This is a genomic window from Paenibacillus sp. BAC0078 (assembly GCF_054483875.1).
Genome location: NZ_JBTLRW010000002.1, coordinates 161,610 through 177,175, shown reverse-complemented (window position 1 = coordinate 177,175; position 15,566 = coordinate 161,610). Strand labels below are relative to the sequence as shown.

General features: G+C 50.3%; 15 protein-coding genes. 1 reads left to right on the top strand and 14 read right to left on the bottom strand.

The features are described 5' to 3' along the window. Positions 1–9: 9 nt before the first annotated feature. The 3 genes from mprF to ACX1DY_RS04225 are packed head-to-tail and all read right to left on the bottom strand — an operon-like array spanning position 10 to position 4,182. Positions 10–2,658 carry a bifunctional lysylphosphatidylglycerol flippase/synthetase MprF gene (mprF, locus tag ACX1DY_RS04235; protein WP_458962958.1) on the bottom strand — a complete coding sequence of 883 codons (2,649 nt, stop codon included), beginning with the start codon at positions 2,656–2,658 and terminating at the stop codon, positions 10–12. Positions 2,659–2,704: 46 nt separating this feature from the next. Then, positions 2,705–3,466: an ABC transporter permease gene (locus tag ACX1DY_RS04230; RefSeq protein ID WP_458962957.1), complete on the bottom strand. Its 762-nt coding sequence runs from the start codon at positions 3,464–3,466 to the stop codon at positions 2,705–2,707. After that, complete coding sequence (locus ACX1DY_RS04225) at positions 3,463–4,182, bottom strand: ABC transporter ATP-binding protein (protein WP_458962956.1); 720 nt, start codon at positions 4,180–4,182, stop codon at positions 3,463–3,465. The genes ACX1DY_RS04230 and ACX1DY_RS04225 overlap by 4 nt, the downstream gene beginning before the upstream one ends. Positions 4,183–4,338: 156 nt before the next feature. Between ACX1DY_RS04225 and ACX1DY_RS04220 the strand changes: the two genes are divergently transcribed. Further along, positions 4,339–5,196 carry an alkaline phosphatase family protein gene (locus ACX1DY_RS04220; protein WP_458962955.1) on the top strand — a complete coding sequence of 286 codons (858 nt, stop codon included), beginning with the start codon at positions 4,339–4,341 and terminating at the stop codon, positions 5,194–5,196. Between the two features lie 21 nt (positions 5,197–5,217). On the opposite strand, the gene bacA is transcribed toward ACX1DY_RS04220, so the two are convergent. The 11 genes from bacA to ACX1DY_RS04165 all read right to left on the bottom strand — a co-directional run bounded on the left by bacA (position 5,218) and on the right by ACX1DY_RS04165 (position 15,396). Continuing rightward, positions 5,218–6,030 carry an undecaprenyl-diphosphate phosphatase gene (gene bacA, locus ACX1DY_RS04215; RefSeq protein WP_458962954.1) on the bottom strand — a complete coding sequence of 271 codons (813 nt, stop codon included), beginning with the start codon at positions 6,028–6,030 and terminating at the stop codon, positions 5,218–5,220. 107 nt (positions 6,031–6,137) lie between these two features. Further along, on the bottom strand, positions 6,138–7,076 hold the full coding sequence (locus ACX1DY_RS04210) for a hypothetical protein (protein ID WP_458962953.1): 939 nt from the start codon (positions 7,074–7,076) through the stop codon (positions 6,138–6,140). Positions 7,077–7,183: 107 nt separating this feature from the next. After that, positions 7,184–8,386, bottom strand: coding sequence for an MFS transporter (locus tag ACX1DY_RS04205; protein ID WP_458962952.1), 1,203 nt, complete (start codon positions 8,384–8,386; stop codon positions 7,184–7,186). After that, the gene (locus ACX1DY_RS04200; RefSeq protein WP_458962951.1) at positions 8,373–9,557 is read right to left on the bottom strand and encodes an MGDG synthase family glycosyltransferase; all 1,185 of its coding nucleotides are present in this window, start codon (positions 9,555–9,557) and stop codon (positions 8,373–8,375) included. The genes ACX1DY_RS04205 and ACX1DY_RS04200 overlap by 14 nt, the downstream gene beginning before the upstream one ends. A 102-nt stretch (positions 9,558–9,659) precedes the next feature. Continuing rightward, a complete protein-coding gene (locus ACX1DY_RS04195) occupies positions 9,660–10,415 on the bottom strand; it encodes a COG4705 family protein (RefSeq protein ID WP_458962950.1) in 756 nt (251 codons plus the stop codon). 2 nt (positions 10,416–10,417) lie between these two features. After that, entirely contained in the window at positions 10,418–11,167 is a 750-nt protein-coding gene (locus tag ACX1DY_RS04190; RefSeq protein WP_458962949.1) for an ABC transporter permease subunit, read from the bottom strand. Then, the gene (locus ACX1DY_RS04185) at positions 11,142–11,897 is read right to left on the bottom strand and encodes an ABC transporter ATP-binding protein (RefSeq protein WP_458962948.1); all 756 of its coding nucleotides are present in this window, start codon (positions 11,895–11,897) and stop codon (positions 11,142–11,144) included. Before ACX1DY_RS04185 ends, ACX1DY_RS04190 begins: the two co-directional genes overlap by 26 nt. Before the next feature lie 178 nt (positions 11,898–12,075). Then, positions 12,076–12,765 carry a response regulator transcription factor gene (locus ACX1DY_RS04180; protein WP_458962947.1) on the bottom strand — a complete coding sequence of 230 codons (690 nt, stop codon included), beginning with the start codon at positions 12,763–12,765 and terminating at the stop codon, positions 12,076–12,078. After that, complete coding sequence (locus tag ACX1DY_RS04175) at positions 12,762–14,228, bottom strand: sensor histidine kinase (RefSeq protein WP_458962946.1); 1,467 nt, start codon at positions 14,226–14,228, stop codon at positions 12,762–12,764. Before ACX1DY_RS04175 ends, ACX1DY_RS04180 begins: the two co-directional genes overlap by 4 nt. An 86-nt stretch (positions 14,229–14,314) precedes the next feature. Then, positions 14,315–14,929 (bottom strand): DedA family protein, encoded by a 615-nt coding sequence (locus tag ACX1DY_RS04170; RefSeq protein ID WP_458962945.1) that lies wholly within the window; start codon positions 14,927–14,929, stop codon positions 14,315–14,317. Between the two features lie 20 nt (positions 14,930–14,949). Next, a complete protein-coding gene (locus tag ACX1DY_RS04165; protein ID WP_458962944.1) occupies positions 14,950–15,396 on the bottom strand; it encodes a divergent PAP2 family protein in 447 nt (148 codons plus the stop codon). Between the last annotated feature and the right edge of the window lie 170 nt (positions 15,397–15,566).

Genomic DNA, 15,566 nt, shown 5'->3' with positions numbered 1-15,566 from the left:
CCAGTCCAATCATTCTTTTCTCGGCCGGCGGGAAATAAGCCTTACCAGCTCCAGCAGAAGGACCGGCAGCGAAACCGAAGAGGGGTACGCGAGATAGCGGGGCTCCCAGACCGGTGAGAACTTTTCTTTGTATTTTCTAAGGCCCAGGAATCCATACCAATGGCCCCCATGCTTAAAAACTAAATGGGCAAGCTTCTCTTCCCGGATGGCAGACTGAGTCTGCCCTACGCTTGATAGCGGGGCCATGCCTAAATTAAAGTATGCATACCCCTGCTCCTTTGCCCATTTTAGTAGGCTGACGAATAAATGATCCATTGTTCCATTAGGCGTAACCGGAAGATGGCGCATGAGATCCACTGACAGTGTATTGCCATTATCATAGCCGGGTGCCAAAGAGGCAAACGCAATGATCTCACCACCCGGACTAGACAATAAACTGAGCGTGGATTGCTGCAGGTAGTCCTCATCGAACCAGCCGAGCGAGAATCCCTTTTCCTTTTTCCCATCCAGCCACTTTTGCGAAATTTCATACAGCTGTTTCATTAAATCATCTGGATGGGGAGGCTGCACCACCTCAAAGCGGAAGCCTTCACGTTCGAACCGGTTAGTAACACTGCGCAGATTTGCGTTTGGTTTGCCGCTAAGGGTAAAGTGCTCCAAAGAAACCAAAGCCTCTTCGCCCAACTTAAAGAAACGGTAGCCATTCTCATGATAAATTGGAAGGTACTGCGGAGAAACCTGATAGAACACAACCGTCAAATCATAAAGGTCTGCAAAGCGCTGACTTTCCTGAATGGCTTCGCTGACCAAATTCTCTTTGCCAATGGGATCACCAAGAACGACGAATTCCCTGCGGACAATAGCATAGGGGATCAACACCTGATCGTTGCATGCCCAAAAAAAGCTTTTATCGCCGGAAAATAGTACGTGGGTCAGCAGGTTGCCTTGTTCGTGCTCAAGGAATCTGTGCAATCTGGCTAGTTCTGCAGCAGAAGCCCCTTTATTGGCTAACCGGTTTGGCCTGAGAATAAAAAAAAGTGTGATCAGCAGCCAGGCCAATACCAGACCTGCAATTGCAGCCGCAGCATGCTGTTGCGGATTAATAAGCCACATTAGCTTCGCATTCGAAGGCCAATGCTTTAGGATCGCAGGAGGAATTCCTGTAGCAATCAAATCGTAGACATAGGCAGCCAGAAGTGTTACAAGCCCCCAAAGGGCCGCTTTTCCCGGGTCAACGGGTGTAGCGACTCTGAAAAATCGGTTTCGTGATATCCACAGCAGCAATGCCACGATGAGCAGGAAGATCGCTTCCTCAAAATCAAACGCCTTGGTAAATGTGAACAGAGCACCGGCACAGAGAAAGAAAAGAGTCAGCCGGTACGCCCGCTTTACCCGATGCGAAATTCCCCAGGAAAGTACGAGCAGCAATAGGCCAATGATTACGCTTAATTGATGGGACAACCTCATCAGTGGAGCCGACAGCAGCTCCTCGGCAAATTGCAGCCGATTGAGCAGGCCGGGTGTAGCTGCAGAGAGTAAAAGCACGATGCCGCTTGCAAATACAAGCTTGCCCAGCGACCAGGCCCCGATCTCCCCGACAACTCCGAGCCGGGTTGGGAATTGCCATATCTTTTGCCAGTTGTTCAACACGCTCTCGTAGCCCGCATTGTCCCGCCCGTCCTCATCTTCACGCCCCCTGGCAAAATCAAATGCAGCTAGAACAAGACCGATCCCCCAGGGGAAAAGGTAGTACAGCAACCGGAATAGAACAAGGACGGCTGCCGTCTTGTCGGATGGGTAACCCAATTGTTGGAGGCCCAGCAGAGCGGTTAAATCGAAGCCGCCAATACCGCCAGGAGCCATACTGAGCAGGCCGGTAATCGCTGAGAGTGTATAGATGCCAAGTGCCTGTGCAAGAGAAAGTGCGGGAAGAAAGCAGGAGCCGATGAGCCAGAAGGAGATTCCCGCAAAGGCCCACTCCAAAAGGGAAGCGCCGACAGAGGCTGCGATGGTAGCTGCATCCATCCGTGGCAGATTCCGGTTCAGCCACTTTGCGTAAAACGACGTACGCTGCAATATCAAATATCCAGGCAAATACAAGGCGGCTGCCCATACCGCATAGATCGTCCAGGGATGGGACTTAAGGACAGGCTGCATAGGCAGTATGCCGAAAATACCGGCCCATGAGAGTACAGAAAGGCCGGTTATTGTAATTGTGGAGAGGAAAGCAATGGATGCAGTAATGGTCTGCGCAGGAATTTTCCGCTTCCGGTATAGGAATGTCCGCAAAGCGGCCCCGGCAATCCCGGAGAAGCCGATGACACTATTGGAGGTATTAGCGATCCATGCATAGCGGAAGGTCTCCCAGGGACTGAGCGGAATTTGGAAATGACGCCGGAGAACAAAATCGTATAGACCAACCGCCGCAACTGCGATCAGCGCAAATCCAAACAGCAGAAGCACAGTCGCCGGCTTCATATGGTGAAGAATGTGAAGAGTGCCAGCCCAGTCAATTCTTCGAAATTCCTTCTGCCCTTCCCAGTAAATGAACAGAATCACCGCTGCAGGAATAATGATCTGAACCAGCTTATAGCGGTAAAGAGCGGAGAAAAGCTGTACAATTTGCAATCGTCGAAGAATTTCCCGGAACCTTTTCATAGGCGCGCCTCGCTTTCTCCACCTATGGTTCCCATTTGCATAGTGCTTAATCCACAGCTCCCGGCAGCTTAAGCCGCAGATCGGCGGTGAAGAACAGCCGGTAAATGAGCACGCTCAGCAGCATACTCGTAACTGCGGCGGAGGCGGTGAAGGAGAATACAATTAGAATCTGGTAACGAACGGCTATTACCGGATCGGCTCCGGCAATAATCATCCCGGTCATCATACCGGGGAGCTGCACAAGCCCTACAGTTTTCATGCCGTCAATCGTAGGGATCATACTGAATTTCACAGCTCTTGCCCTGACCTTCTGCATGGCCTGCTGAGCCGTGGCTCCAAGCGACAGCAGGGTTTCGATTTCTCCCTTGTTCTGCTGCATTTCATGCTTGAGATGGTTGATGAACAGCCCGGAGACAACCATTGCGCTGCCGATGGTCATTCCGCTGATTGGAATGATATACTGCGGGGTGGCTTTGATAATATGCAGCCCGAGCAATATCCCCATCATCAGAAGCTCCATCGCTGAGATCGCCACGGCAATTCTCCAGACCAGTCCGGGCAATCCTTTTCCCCGCTTGGCTGCATTCCATGAGGCGACACCGATCATAAAGACTATAATCAAGATGACAAAAATAATATGCTCCGCCTGGAAAATAAACTGCAGCACATAACCAACCGCCAGGAGCTGAACTGCTGACCGGATGGTTCCAACAGCAATGTCTTTTTCCAGGCCGAGCTTTTGCCAGATGGAGACCAGCATGGTTCCCATAACAAACAGAAGCGTAAAGCTTAATGCGGTTAATGTCATGGATACACGGCTCCTTCTACGGGCTGATCAAAGAAAGCAGCGCTGCTGTATTCCTGCAATCCGCCTTTGTCCATAACCCATGTCCGATTGCTGATTCTATGGGCCTGCTCCAGATCATGGGTAACCCAAATCAGGGTTGTCCCTTCTTCCTTATGCCGGTTCAGCAACAGTGCTTCGACCTTCCTTGTGCTGTCAACATCCAGTGAGGCTGTGGCCTCATCCAGCAAAAGAATGCTAGGCCGAAGCAGCAGCGTGCGGATCAATGAGATGCGCTGTTTCTCTCCGCCGGAGCAATCCTCCGCTTTTTTGGCAAGGTCCAGGTGCTCAAGTCCGAGCTGTTCCATAAGCTGCGCACCAAGTGCAGCATCATAGGGCTGTCCATGCAGCCTGCTGACCGTACGCAAATTATCCTCGATGCTGCCGGGCAGCATTACCGCTTGTTGGGCTACATAGGCAACAGCCATTCTCCATTCACGCGAATTCGAGTTTTTATAGGAGGTGCCGTTCAGCAGCAAATCCCCTTCGTCCGGTATATCCAGCAAGGCCAATATCCGCAGCAGCGTGCTTTTGCCCTGTCCTGAAGCGCCGATAAGCGCAACCCGTTCCGGCTTGGTGATCTCAGCAGCGATATGCGAGAACAAATACCTGTCCCTCCCCTGCGCCCCAGCCTCCCAATGAAATTTGGCCAGATTATGTATTTCAAATACAGCACTCACTGTGCCTCTCCCCTCTCATAAAATCTCTCTATAATCAGCACTCTATATTATAAGCATTCAGGCCAGCATATGCATTCGGCTAGTTAAGAAAATTTTAATATGTTCGGTTTAATATGAAGAGTATTCCAGCAAGCTGCCCAGAAAAGAGGAGGAAATATGTTTAAATCGAAATTGATCATGGCTTCAATAGCTTTATGCACTTTGGGAGCGAGTTCCCTCGTTCATCCCGGCTCAGCAACTGCTGCTCAGCCTGCTCCGGCTTCAAAATCCGCGTATGATCATATTGTCATTGTCGTCGAAGAAAATCATTCCTCACACAAAATTCTGAACAACCCCTCAGCTCCATATATGAACAGCTTAGCCAAACAAGGATTGAGCCTCACCAATCACTATGCCATCACACATCCAAGCCAGCCAAATTATATTGAGCTGTTCTCCGGCTCCAATCAGGGCGTAACAGACGACTTGTCCCATCCCCGGACGAACCACGCAAATTTGGCTTCTGAGCTTATTGGTCACGGGTATACCTTTGGCGGCTATTCTGAGGGTCTGCCCATGGTGGGATATACCGGTCCTTATGACCTGAGAACAAAATATGCAAAAAAACATAACCCCTGGGTTAATTTCTCCAATCTGCCGTCCAGCATCAACATGCCGTTAACCAGCTTCCCCAAGGATTTCAATCAGCTTCCGACCGTTTCTTTTGTCATACCGAATCTAAATAATGATATGCATGACGGCAGCATTAAGACAGCGGATCAGTGGCTCAAGAGTCATCTGTCTGCCTATGCCGCCTGGGCCGCTAACCACAATAGCCTTCTTATTGTTACCTGGGATGAAGACGATATGAGCGAGCACAACAAAATACCAACCTTTATAGTTGGCGCTGACGTCAAGAAAGGCTTTTATACTGTAAAAACAAATCATTACTCATTGCTCCGCACCCTTGAAGATATGTATGGACTGAACACCCTTGGAAAAAGCAAAGCTGCCCAGCCCATCAAAATAAGGTAAGAATGCAGAACAAGCCTCGAATTATTTGCTGATCAGATAGATCAGGAATACCGCAGCAAGCACAAACCGGTAGTAAGCAAATGGTGCAAGCTTCAGCCGTTCAAGCAGCTTCAGGAAGGTAATCACGGCGAGCAGGGCAACGACAAAGGCGACAACAAATCCGGTGATAAAAAATCCGGCATCGGCTGCCGTTAAGGTATGGTAGCTTTTTAGCAGCTCATAACCGCTTGCGGCAACCATCATCGGAATGGCAATGAGGAAGGAGAAATTGGTTGCCGCTTTGTAGCCCGCACCTGCCAGCAGGCCCCCGGCAATCGTCGCTCCCGAACGGGAGAAGCCCGGCCACAAGGACAAGCACTGGAACAAACCGATGGTTATCGCTTGCTTGTAGGATAGCTGATCAATATTCTCTGCCTGTATTGCAGTGCGTTTGTATTGACCAAGCAGCATGAACAAGCCTCCCAGTACAAGTCCTGCGAGAACTGTATAGGGAGAGAACAAATACGTTTTGATGAAGGAATGCAGGACGAGTCCCAGCACCATAGCAGGCAAGCAGGCCAGGATGACATGGATCAGGTTCAATTTCTGCTTCGTATTTCCGTTCTCGGAATCCACTTTTACTACACCCAGCAAGCCAAGAATCCGCCGCCAGTAAATGACCGCCACGGCAAGAATGGCTCCAAGCTGAATGATGATTTCGAAGGTATCCGCTTTTTCTCCTGTGAATCCAAGGAGCTCTCCACTTAATATGAGATGGCCTGTGGAGGATACCGGCAGGAATTCTGTGATTCCCTCGACAATGCCTTGAATGATAGCAATGATGTAATCATGCATGTATAGCTGGCTCCTCTCTGCTGTAATTATTGATGGGGCTATCCATAGAAGCGCGGATAAGAACATACTGCTCTTATCCGCGTTTTGTTTAGCCTGCTTAACCGGGCTTATTCGTGGTGTCTGCCCTCATGATCGTCCTTTACCTGCTGCACATGTTTGCCGCTTAAGTCAATGGAATCAGGAGTTGTACCGTTAATAGCAGACAACTGGACATCCAGGCTTGCAGTTAATGTATGGGAAGCTCCCTTGGCATCCTGTCCGGTAAATGTGATGGCAAATTGCTGGCGCTGAATTTCATTGGCTGGACTAACCACCGCATGCAAGCTGATGTTTTGAATCTGCACGCCATCAGTCAGAGCAATATCCTTGGCGCTAAGCAGATTTTGCCGGAACAGCTCCTCAGGATCACCTTGGTTCGCTGCATTGCCGTTCACTGTGGAATGCTCCCACTTGGAATGATCCGCCAGATGCTTGAAAGCAACCGGTGCGAGGGCCTGCACCACAGCCGGGATTTGTGCGCTGTCCAGCTGAAGCGAAATATCCTTGGAACCATTGCTGCCCGTAGTGGAGGTGATCTCATTCTTCAAATTTCCGATCAATGCATCAATGACCGTCTCTTCCTGAGAGCTGAACCACTTCTCGTCCTTGATCTCCTTCCCGGCCTCCCGGTCATCCTTCTCTGCCTTGTCCTGCTTCACATAATAAACATCCGAAGCATCGCTCTTCCAGACTTGCCGGTTAGGCTGACTGTAAAGGCTGATGGTCTGTGCGCCTGCTTTCCCGCTGAGCTTGACGGTTCCGCTCACGGCTTCATTGTGCCGGCTTACCTTCAAGCTGCTCTGGGCCTCGCTAAGCAGAGAACCATTATCCTTAAGATCAGCATCCGCCTGAACCGTAACACTTGTGAGATTCTGTGCGGTATTCTTAAGCGCAGCCTTGTAATCCTCATAGCCCGAGGTTCCTGCAAATGCCGTAAGTCCGGTGGCTAACATAATAGCACCGCTAATCCCAACCGCGCTTCCGGTCAACAGCCACTTTTTCTTCATTCCTTAACCTTCCTTCCACTGCTGAATTTATCTTGCAAGTAAAGCCTAAGCGATAATCCTAAATTCGCAGTGAAGAGACTATTAAATAAATCTTAAATTATAGCGGATTACGGATTAATTTCAGCCAGCTTCTCCCTACGGGCAAATAAACGTGCGGGCGACAGCAGATAGACGACACTGATGACCCCGAACAGAATGGCGCTGACCCGAAAAGGCAGCAATTCATTCCCGACGCTTGCCAGCCAACTGCCGATTAATGGACCCACAACCACGCCTAACCCTTCTATGGAGAACAGCAGCCCCCAGCTTATCCCCGCCGCATCTTCAGGGATATAGCGGGCCATTAGAGCATTCCAGGAAGGCAGCAGAGCCGCATAGGCGCATCCAAGCAGCAGCGATAGCCCTATAGCTCCGCCGAAGGAGCTGACTCCGGTCAAGCCGAACAAGGCTACTGAAAAAATACCGAAGCCTAATACCAAAAACCATCTTCCGCCTGCATGATCGAACCATTTGCCCATAGGAACCAGCAGCAGAACAACGCCTGCCCCGCCCGTTAACAGCACAATGGACAATTGGGAATGAGAAAGGCCCAAATATTTCACAGCGTAGCTGGTTAAGAAGGGCACAAGCATCCCGCCTGCAGTGGTCTGCAGCAGCATGCCGGGGAGCAGAAAGCCGCCCTTTTTCACTTTAGCCCACAATGCGCCGAACTGCTCTCCCAAGGAGGCGTGTATCCGCGTTACAGTTGTCTTTTCCAGATGTACAAAAGCGGCAATGACCCAGCCTGCGGTAAGGAATAAGACAATCATCCAAAGCGCCAGCGGCAGGCTCCGGCCGATGATTAGATTCATCGTTACCGGACCGAGGCCGAGACCCGCCATCCAATAGACATACAGGGTTCCCATCCGCTGCGCCCGGTTATCTTCCTTGACCTGGCTCATGCAAATAATCCAGATCGGAGACAGCCCTGCCCCGAGACAAGCGGAGGCGCCAATAAGAATCCACGCGCTGTGAGTTGTTACCATAAGCAGGAGACCGATGAAGCCCAGCAGAAATCCGCCATGCAGCACTAGCCTTCCCGGAAATCTGTCCAGCAGATAACCAACCAGCCCTTTAATGAGGCTGTCGGTCAAGTAATGAACGGATATCGCGATTCCGACAACGGATGCGGATAGTCCCCAGCCCATTAGCGAGTAAGCCGGCAAATAAGCGACCAGAACAGCCCCTCTAACCCACTCTATGAAAAAAAGAATGACAGCCAGCAAGGTAAAAGACGTCATCTGTCCTGCCCTTGCTTTAGAGATACCCATGAATGGTCTGCACCTGCCCTTCAAGGAGTTGCTGCGCCGCCTGCTCAGCGAACGGCTGCCGCTGCTCGATAACCTCCAAAGCTTCGGTGACAATCCGCTCCGCAGAAGCTTTACGTGCAAATTCTCTCATAAATTGTTTTCTTTGTTCTCTATACTCCGGATCTTCAAGTTGATGAAGCTGTGAGATTAATTGTTCTTCATCGAGTGCCACATCAATAATCTGCTCACTTGCCAGCGCCGCTGCATTGCCTGCCTCCTGACCGGGGAGCGGACGATAGACGATGACCGGAAGGAGCTGGGAAAGCGCCTCCGTCAGCGTGATGCCGCCGGCCTTGGTCAGCAGGCATGAGGAGATATGCATCAGCTCATGCATCCTGTCGGTGTAGCCCAGAACATGGACCCGGTCGTTAGCCTTGAATATGCTCTCAGTAGCTGCTCTGAGCTTATGGTTATTCCCGCATACGACAATGACATCGAAGCCGGATTGAGCCAGCACGCTGTGGATCAGACCGCTGATATTCGACAGCACGCCATATGCGCCTGCCGCCAGCAGAAGATACCGCCGGGTGCCATCCAGCCCATGCTTCGCGAGAAGCTCTTCACGGTCCTGAACTTGTTCAAACGGATGGCGCACCGGAATACCGCTGACAACGAGCGTATCCTCTGCGGCTCCCGCTGCAAGCAAGGCCGTCTTCAGCCGCTCGGATGCAACAAAATACTTCGTGGTATGCGGATGCATCCATCTCCCATGCAGGACGTAATCCGTCATGACGGTAAATACCGGAACCTGGCTGTCCGTTTCTTCCGCAAGCTGGGCAGCGGCTAGATACGGAAAGGTGTGGATAATGACATCCGGACGTAGTCCTTCAAGCAATTGCCGCACCTTCCGTTTCCCCAGGGAGTGGAGCAGCTTGCCCATCGCGCGTCCCGGCTTCATGCTGCTCGTTATTTCATATAGCAGCCCATAGAGCTCTTGAGCAGGAAAGGTGCTGTTCAAATAGAATCTCCGCGAAAGCTCATTGAGCCGGGGATTAACTTCAGCGAACAGGTCTACGGTATACACCCGGTCCATTCCTCTAACTTTAAAAGAATGTTCGATAGCTTCCGCCACTTTGACATGACCATCTCCAAATTTGGAGGTCACAATAAGCACTACAGGATTCCAGTTCATAGAAAGCTCCTTTTTTCTCTTGGCCTTCTTTAACTCTAACCCTTAATCGTAAAAGGATAGTGAAGGGATTCTTAATGGAGTATTAACTCTGGGAACAAATTTTTACAGTGAAAGCTGGTCTTTCCTTGTTTTCGTCAAGTATAGAACCAGACCCACAATGATTACGACAAAGATAATGCTGGTTCCGGTCGTACCCAGCTCAAGTCCGCCTTCGCTGCGGGGCTGCGACAGATAATCACCCAGCGATGCCCCCATTGGACGGGTCAATATATAAGCTATCCAGAAAGCTATGACAGCATTCAGCTTGAAGCGGAAGTGCGCCAGCGTTACAACGCCAATGAGTGCGGCAAAAATAAGTGCCGAGACCCAGTAACCGAGGTTCAGACTTTCAGCGACAAGGTCTCCGGCTGCGGTCCCCAGCGCAAAAGTAAAGAGAATGGCCAGCCAGTAAAAGGCCTCCCGCTTTTTGGTGGTAATGGAGTGAATCGAGAGCGTCTTCTCGCTGGCAAACCAAGCCACAAAAGTCACCGCCAGCGCCAATGAAAAGAATATTGTTGTCGTTTCCAGCGGAACTCCGAGATTGTCCACAAGGTTGTCAGTAATAAGTGTTCCTACCACACTGATCAGCACGACGGCCAGCCAATATATTGAGGGCACGTATTTCGTGGCGGACATCTGAAAGAACAGAGAGATTAGCAGCAGACCGGTCATCACCAGAGTTGTGAGGGTCAAGCCCCAATTGAGATTGAAATTCAGAAAATCTGCTGCTGTTTCCCCCACCGTAGTAGCCATAATTTTAATGATCCAGAAAAAAATCGTAACCTGCGGTACCTTGTTCCATAGTTGGCGTTCGTTCATAGCTATACCTCCTTGCGTTCGAATAGAATATAACCCAGCGTTACAAACATCAGCAGCCCGGCCAGCAGAAATAATGAAGTGTTGGCGAGTCTGCCTGTGGAAACGGTATGGCTTAACCATAATGAATACCAGTCTGTATACGAGGTGATCGAAAAATAGGAGAAGCCGTTTAAGAAGTAAGGAACGGTTTTGCCTCCGGTGTATAACAGAATGGAAAAGACCAGAAATCCGCCGGCGCTGCGAAAAAATTGAGCTGTAAACACAAACAATGCTGCGAGAGAGCACATGGACAGAAACGCTGCTGCGTAGGCTTTCAGCATACTGAAGAGATTAAGGCCACCCGTACCGGGAGTCCCGAACAGCAGGTTGCACAGAGTGCTTACCGTTCCTAGGAGCAGCAGCAGGGCGCCGATGGCGATGCCGAGGGCAAGAAATTTGGCGGTGTATGCCCCGAGCCTTGTGATTGGCCGCAGCAGCGCCAGCTTCAATGTGCGTGATGATATTTCCTGCGGAAACAAATCGGCAATCTCCACGATCATGAACAGAGGAATCACGAACAGGGTATAGATCTCCAGCATTTGAGCGGGATAGGAAGGACTGACTGCCACAAGCCCCAGAACCGGCTGCAGAGAATGGAACAGCCCAATCAGCAGTATTGGAATAATGACGGATACCAGAAGAAAGAAAATCGTTTTTTTGCGGTAGATCATGAGCTGCAATTCGTTTCTAAGTCCTGCTGTCAGGCCGTCCATTATCTATCAGCTCCTTTCTCTTTTCCAGCACGGAAATGTAGTACTGCTCAAGAGAAGTATTGTCCGTAAGCAGTTCATGCACATCGCCTTCACGAACCAGCACGCCTTGATGCAGAATTCCCACCCTGTTGCAGAGCTGCTCCAGTTCATGAATCATGTGGCTGGAAATCAGGAAGGTGATCCCTTGCTCAGCGGATAATTGCTTAACCAGGGCCCGGAAATGAACCACACCTTCGATATCCAGCCCGTTCGTCGGCTCATCCCAGATCACGAATTCCGGGTGGTGCAGGATAGACGAGGCCATTGCCAGCTTTTGCTTCATTCCGGTGGAGAAGTGCCTGATTTTGTCCTTGGCAAAAGCGGCAAGCCCCACGGCCTCAAGCACTTCATCAATACGCTGCGGTGAAAGCTCTGGAAAAAAGCTCGCATTCAGCTTCAAATATTGTCCCGCTGTGACATAATCGTAGAAATCAGCCGATTCGATCATGCAGCCTACCTTCCGCATATTCGCTGAGAAGGATTGCTCCAAATCTTGTCCGAACAACGAAATGCTCCCAAAGCCCGGAGAGATCAGACCGGTCAGCATTTTGAGAAGCGTGGTTTTACCGGCACCGTTCGGTCCAAGCAATCCGTAAATATCTCCCTTGTGCAGCTCCAGATCCACACCGCTGATCCCCCTGCCGTTCCGGAACTCTTTGCTTACCCCTGTTAGCTTGGCTATACTTTCCATAACTTATCCCCCTTGGCGCAACTTAAGCCCTATTCCGTAAATATTCCCGCACAATCAGCGTAAAGGATAAATCTAAAGTGCCTGTGAACAGACCCTTAAATAATTCTTAACTCCAGCACACACGAAAAAAGCCAAAGCATCATCCCGAAGGTAAGCTCTGGCTTGACTGGTTACAGTATTAGGAGCGGAACCGGTAGCCGGCGCCCCAAAGCGTCTCAATGTATAGCGGACTTGCAGAATCCTCTTCAATCTTCTCGCGGAGCTTGCGGATATGCACGGTAACCGTCTGGGTATCCCCCAAGGAGTCAACGCCCCATAACCGCTCAAAGAGCTGATCCTTGCTGAAGACATGATTGGGATGTTGAGCCAGAAAATAGAGCAGGTCAAACTCCTTGGTGGTCAGCGAAACCTCCTCATCCCTGACAAAAGCGCGGCGGGAGTCCGGATTCAGCCTGAGCTCCCTGATTTCCAGTTCACTCGTGGATGATCCGCGGCCTTTCAGGCGGTCATAACGGGATAAATGGGCTTTGACTCTGGCCACCAGCTCCGCAGGCTTGAAGGGCTTGGTTATATAATCATCTGCGCCAAGGCCAAGACCGCGCACAACATCAATATCCTCCCGTCTGGCGGTGACCATAAGAATGGGAATATCCAGCTCATCGCGGATTTTTTTGCACACCTCGAAGCCGTTCAGCTTGGGCAGCATGACATCCAGTACAATTAATTCGTATTTTCCGCTCAGACCCAGTTCCAGGCCTTGCTCTCCATTTACGGCGATTTCAGTCTCATATCCGTTCATCTCCAGATAATCACGCTGGAGCTCGGCAATCGAAGGCTCATCTTCTACTATCAGTATCGTTCGCTTCACTGTCCTGCGCCTCCTTCTTCAATCGGTAAAACAATGCGGATCACCGTGCCCTCGCCTTCCCGGCTGTCCGCATAAATCGCTCCCCCATGCTCCGTAAGGATCTGCTTGGCGATGGCAAGGCCCAGGCCGCTGCCGCCGGTATTGGTATTTCTGGACTGCTCGGCCCGGTAAAAGCGTTCAAAGATATGCCCGGCCGCTTCCGGCGGAATCCCCGGTCCATTATCACCAATAGCCAGAGTAAAGCGATTTCCCTCTACCCAGGTCTGAACCGTGATTCTTTTCTCGGGCTTATCCATATACTTCAGACTGTTCTGAATGATGTTGCCAAGCACACGTTTGAACGAATCGCGGTCTACCGACACCCTTGCTGCTTCCCCGCCATTCATGGCAATGTGCAGCTCCACCTCGCGTTTTTCCAGCTCCACCTTCAGCTCCTCAGCCCAGTCGTTCAGGTAAGGCAGGATAAATACAGACTCAAAGGAAAAGGGCAGCTTCTGCATGTCCAGCTTCGAGTACAGGAACAGCTCATCAATCAAATGGTCCATTTCACCAGCCTTGGCGGCAATCGTACGCATGTATTTTTCATTTTTTTCCGGTGAATCCGCCACGCCTTCGAGTATCCCATCAACATAACCTTTAATGGCCGTAATCGGTGTCTTTAGATCATGGGAAATATTCGTAATCAGCTCTTTGCGGTTCGTTTCATATTGCTGCTGCACAACAAGCGACTGCTGAAGTCTGGACCTCATCTCCTCAAAAGCCATCCCTAGCTGCCCCAGCTCATCCTTGCCGCCAATCTCTACCTTGAAATCGAGGTCCCCTTCGCTCACCCGCCGGGCCGCTCTGCGCAGCTCCAGCAAGGGACGGATAATCTTTCTTGACATATAGGTCGTCAGCAGCGTATGGGTCAGCAGGAGGACGACTACGGTGCTCAGAAACAGAATCGGGAAAAAAGTTCTCACAAAGTGAACCAAAGGATCAATGGTGCTCACCAGAAAAATGCTGACCGGCTCGGCCTGCTTGGATAACAAATCAAATTGGGCGATTTGATACCAGTCATTGTTATATTTCAGCCGAAAAGGTTCGTTATAAGATCCGGCTTCCTTAAAGTCCGGCAATTCCCCGGTTAACCCTTGTTTCTGCAGGAGATCCGCTGAAGCGTACAGCGTCTTGCTCCCGGAGCGGATAAATATAGAAGTATTCTTCTTGAGCATATCTGCCGATAATTCATCCAGAAAAGAGGTATCTGTCAGCAAATTTGAATTTTGCATGAAGGTATGCTTGATGAGATTGCGGGTATCGCTCTCTTCCATGCCTTCAAATCTATTCTCATACGTGCTTTTCAGGGTTTGCACATCCCCGTGATAGACAATGGTCAGCAGCATGGCTGTCAGAAAAAGCAAAAACAGCGGTACCACCAGCATTGCCGCGTAGGACAGGAGAAATTTCAAGCGAATGGACATATCCGGTAATCACCCTGCCTTTTTAGTTCCTATCATACGACATTTCACCCGGCATCCGAAAGTCATGCCGGAGTAGTTAGGGCGATCTAAGCGGCCCGTTCTTTTTTTCTGCGCAATAGCCACCAGCCGAGCAGTAGCACCACCACTCCGCAAACCGCATAGCTGATTGGGCGCAGATACTGCTCCACAATACTCCAGTTTCCTCCCAGCCGGTATCCCAGATAGACAAGAGCCATGTTCCAGGGGATACAGCCAAGCGAGGTGAACACTATAAACTTCCAGCCCTTCATCCCGGCAATCCCTGCCGGTAAGGAGATAAACGTCCGTATAAAAGGCAGCATCCGTGTGAAGAATACGGTCCCTTCTCCAAAACGCGCAAACCAGCGCTCCGCCTGCTCCATATGATGCGCATTCAGCAGGATGTATTTTCCGTATTTATCCAGAAGCCGCCTGCCGCCTGCTCTGCCAACATAATAGGCAATCATTGAACCGATGAGGTTCCCGACAACCCCGGCAACAACAACCTCCACAAATGAAAGTGATCCCTGGGCAACCAGAAAACCTCCGCTGAGCATAATTACCTCGCTGGGAATAGGGATGCAGGCGCTCTCCAGAATCATTCCGATCCAAATTCCCCAGATCCCTAATGTATTTACCAGACTCAGAGCGGTCTCTGATATCCAGGCCAACAATTGATGCATTAGCTTTCACTCCGTTTCATTTAGACGATATTATTCAATATAAAGCTGATTGCGATACCTAGTACCATTCCGGCCAACACTTCAAGAGGCCGATGTCCAAGAAGCTCCTTAAGTGGCGCCGCCGGTTTCTCACCATTCGTAATCTGCGAAAAATTAGAGGTTATACGATTTAATAGAGCAGCATGCATCCCTGCATGACGGCGAATCCCGGCGGCATCGTACATTGTAATTGTGCATACAACCGCAGCAATGGCAAACAAAGAAGAATCAAAACCATTTAAAATTCCTACAGACGCAGCAAGCGAAGCTGCCGCCGCCGAATGGGAGCTTGGCATTCCTCCCGTACTGAAAGCCAGTGACGGGTTCCAGCTTCCGGTGTGAAAAAAATTCAGGGGCACCTTGATCCCCTGGGCTAAGATCATTGAGATCAGGGCGGATACAAGGGGGAAATTGTAGATATTAGGCAACGTCGTTAAACCTCCTGTAATCAACTCGGTCCGTCTGTTAAATGTAATCCTCAAGTATAAACTGGTCGTGAAGCGTTTCTTAAGCGTTTCTTAATTTATTCATCCTGATCCTTATTCCCTGTCAATAAGAAGCAGATGAGAAAATTCTCATCGTACTCTAATAAAAGGCA

What these genes read in the sequence shown, in the direction of transcription:
- mprF (WP_458962958.1), bottom strand. Translation starts at nt 2,658, where the DNA reads ATGAAAAGGTTCCGGGAAATTCTTCGACGATTGCAAATTGTACAGCTT.
- ACX1DY_RS04230 (WP_458962957.1), bottom strand. Translation starts at nt 3,466, where the DNA reads ATGACATTAACCGCATTAAGCTTTACGCTTCTGTTTGTTATGGGAACC.
- ACX1DY_RS04220 (WP_458962955.1), top strand. Translation starts at nt 4,339, where the DNA reads ATGTTTAAATCGAAATTGATCATGGCTTCAATAGCTTTATGCACTTTG.
- bacA (WP_458962954.1), bottom strand. Translation starts at nt 6,030, where the DNA reads ATGCATGATTACATCATTGCTATCATTCAAGGCATTGTCGAGGGAATC.
- ACX1DY_RS04210 (WP_458962953.1), bottom strand. Translation starts at nt 7,076, where the DNA reads ATGAAGAAAAAGTGGCTGTTGACCGGAAGCGCGGTTGGGATTAGCGGT.
- ACX1DY_RS04205 (WP_458962952.1), bottom strand. Translation starts at nt 8,386, where the DNA reads ATGGGTATCTCTAAAGCAAGGGCAGGACAGATGACGTCTTTTACCTTG.
- ACX1DY_RS04200 (WP_458962951.1), bottom strand. Translation starts at nt 9,557, where the DNA reads ATGAACTGGAATCCTGTAGTGCTTATTGTGACCTCCAAATTTGGAGAT.
- ACX1DY_RS04195 (WP_458962950.1), bottom strand. Translation starts at nt 10,415, where the DNA reads ATGAACGAACGCCAACTATGGAACAAGGTACCGCAGGTTACGATTTTT.
- ACX1DY_RS04190 (WP_458962949.1), bottom strand. Translation starts at nt 11,167, where the DNA reads ATGGACGGCCTGACAGCAGGACTTAGAAACGAATTGCAGCTCATGATC.
- ACX1DY_RS04185 (WP_458962948.1), bottom strand. Translation starts at nt 11,897, where the DNA reads ATGGAAAGTATAGCCAAGCTAACAGGGGTAAGCAAAGAGTTCCGGAAC.
- ACX1DY_RS04175 (WP_458962946.1), bottom strand. Translation starts at nt 14,228, where the DNA reads ATGTCCATTCGCTTGAAATTTCTCCTGTCCTACGCGGCAATGCTGGTG.
- ACX1DY_RS04170 (WP_458962945.1), bottom strand. Translation starts at nt 14,929, where the DNA reads ATGCATCAATTGTTGGCCTGGATATCAGAGACCGCTCTGAGTCTGGTA.